Source organism: Bradyrhizobium sp. BRP22, from assembly GCF_020194175.1.
Classification (GTDB): Bacteria; Pseudomonadota; Alphaproteobacteria; order Rhizobiales; family Xanthobacteraceae; genus Bradyrhizobium.
The window spans coordinates 1-2,337 of sequence record NZ_JADYVX010000090.1 but is presented as its reverse complement, the minus strand read 5'-3'; the positions used below and the strand labels follow the sequence as shown (position 1 = coordinate 2,337).

The 2,337-nt window shown below is 49.1% G+C and carries 2 protein-coding genes; both read left to right on the top strand.

Going from position 1 to position 2,337, the window contains the following annotated elements:
- The first annotated feature begins 293 nt into the window (after positions 1–293).
- Positions 294–773: a helix-turn-helix domain-containing protein gene (locus I6F35_RS39455; RefSeq protein WP_000275450.1), complete on the top strand. Its 480-nt coding sequence runs from the start codon at positions 294–296 to the stop codon at positions 771–773.
- Between the two features lie 1,092 nt (positions 774–1,865).
- Positions 1,866–2,337 (top strand): helix-turn-helix domain-containing protein (locus I6F35_RS39450; protein ID WP_225122949.1); only part of this gene is annotated, 472 nt, incomplete at its 3' end.

Genomic DNA, 2,337 nt, shown 5'->3' with positions numbered 1-2,337 from the left:
GCTGGCAGAGGAGTAAGCCAGTATACACTCCGCTATCGCTACGTGACTGGGTCAGGGCTTCGCCCCGACACCCCAAAAAAGTGTTCCGCTTTGCGCAACACTTTCAGCAGAAAAGATATTTAAGGGCGATTTTGTAAGTTATTGATTTTTTAGCTACTTGCATTATGGGTTAGCTCACGCATGTGTGGTCTAAGGTTAGCTCACGCATGTGTGAGCTAGGTCGACCTATCATGGTTTACGTTTGAGCTATGATGGCTTATATTTGAGCCATCATTAGACCGTGGAGATTTACCATGTATATCGGGACTGAAGAGCAGCGAAAAAAGCGTCTAAAAGAACTGGAAAAATTAAACAAAGAATCGGAATCAGATCCGAAAAATAACGGCCCATTCACCCAGGTTTATCAGAAGGGCTGGGAAAGGATCCGAGAACTGTCGAAGGACAAGCAGGGAGTTGTAGCAATACCGCTTTACTCGTTTTTAGCTGAGCACATAGATCCCTCATGCGGTGCTGTTGTTGCCGATCAGCAGTTTTTAGCAGATAAATTGGGTGTTAGCCGAAGCACAATTAAGCGCTGGCTCAACTACTTAGAATCAAAAAACGCGTTAGTCAGAATTCCTGTTGCTGGTAAGGTTTGTGCGTATGCACTCGATCCACATGAAGTCTGGAAGGGATACAACACATCTAAAAACTACGCGGCGTTTGTCACTAAAACACTGGTCAACAAAGACGGTGATATTCAGCGCCGAATCATGGCCATGTTTTCAAATTGAGCCAGCGGCAGGCGGCAAAAACCCCGTTTTTGGACAATCTGATTCAAATGTTAACATTTGACATCGGGTTGTCTATCCTGCATTGCTCTTTTGCCGCCTCAAAATCCCTTGCGTGTTTTTGCTCCCCGATCTCCAGAACGATCGAGCCGCCACGGTTCCGGCAGCGCCTTGAGCGCAACCGGAAACCGTCTGGGGAGAACCCCAGACCCCCATCGCTGTAACACCGACGGTCTACGACCACCTGCCAACCGCGTGGCTGCCTGTTCCGTGCAAATGGGCTTTGCAGGGGGCTGGCGCGGTTCCTGGCGACCTGAAAGCCCCTGGCTAGGGGTATCGGCGCGCCTGACCTCCTGAAACGCTCTGTAAGCGTTTTTCGCGCCTTCCATGCCCTGACGGGCATTTAAACCCCGTTTCGTGCGTCTGAGAGCTTCTGAGCGCGTTTGAAGGGCTATCTGACGACTTATCCCCGAAAGAACAACAGCGGAATCACCGACAACATGCGAGAGGTGGCACCGCTCGCCGCAGCCCCAGCGACCGAACGTTAGTGAGCGAGTGGGCGAGGAAGCGGAAGAGAACCGGAAACCACATTGAGCACGTACGCACTGATACGGGGTGTCGGGGCGAAGCCCTGACCAGATGGCAAACGGAATATCGTCGCGGGTGACGGTATTACATTTGCACATCCTGTCCCGATTTCTGAGGCGTTTTAGCGGTGAACGGACGGCAAAACCATGATGGAGCTGTTGAACGTTGAGAGCGTGAAATCTGGCAAAAATCACAGCTGGTAAGGCTTGCAGAGGAGTAAGCCAGTATACACTCCGCTATCGCTACGTGACTGGGTCAGGGCTTCGCCCCGACACCCCCAAAGGGCGTTGCGTTGCGCGCAACACCCTTGCCTAGAATAGATCTTTTACGCCGATTTGTAAGTTGTTGTTTTTTTAGTGTGTTTTTTGTTTACCTGTCGCATCCAGGGTGACACAACGTTGTCGCATCCTGGATGCGACAACACGCAACAAGGTGTTGCACAGATGTGTCATGATGGCTTAGATTTGAACCAACGTTAGTGCATGGGATTTTTAGAGGGAAAAAATCATGTTTATTGATTCAGAAAAACGACTGAAACAACTTTCAGATGAGGCAAAGAAAAACACCGAGGATCTCGAAGAAGCAAAGAAGAATTCAAGGTTTACACAGGTATCCCCAAAAGGTTGGGAACGCGTTCGAGAGCTGCTGAAGGATAGCCAAGGCATATCAGCACTGAAGCTGTACTCATTTTTAGCGGAGCATATCGATCCTACGTGTGGCGCTGTCGTTGCGGATCAGCAATTCCTAGCTGAAAAACTTGGAGTTAGCAGAAGCACAATTATTCGTTGGCTCAATTACTTAGAATCAAAAAATGCATTAGTTAGAATCCCCGTTGCTGGTAAGGTTTGTGCGTATGCCCTCGATCCACATGAAGTCTGGAAGGGATACAACACTACGAAAAACCATGCAGCATTTGTCACTAAAACACTGGTCAACAAAGACGGTGATATTCAGCGCCGAAGAATGGCCATGTTTTCAA

Excerpts from the sequence above, each read along its gene's own strand:
- I6F35_RS39455 (WP_000275450.1), top strand. The coding sequence starts at position 294 with ATGTATATCGGGACTGAAGAGCAGCGAAAAAAGCGTCTAAAAGAACTG.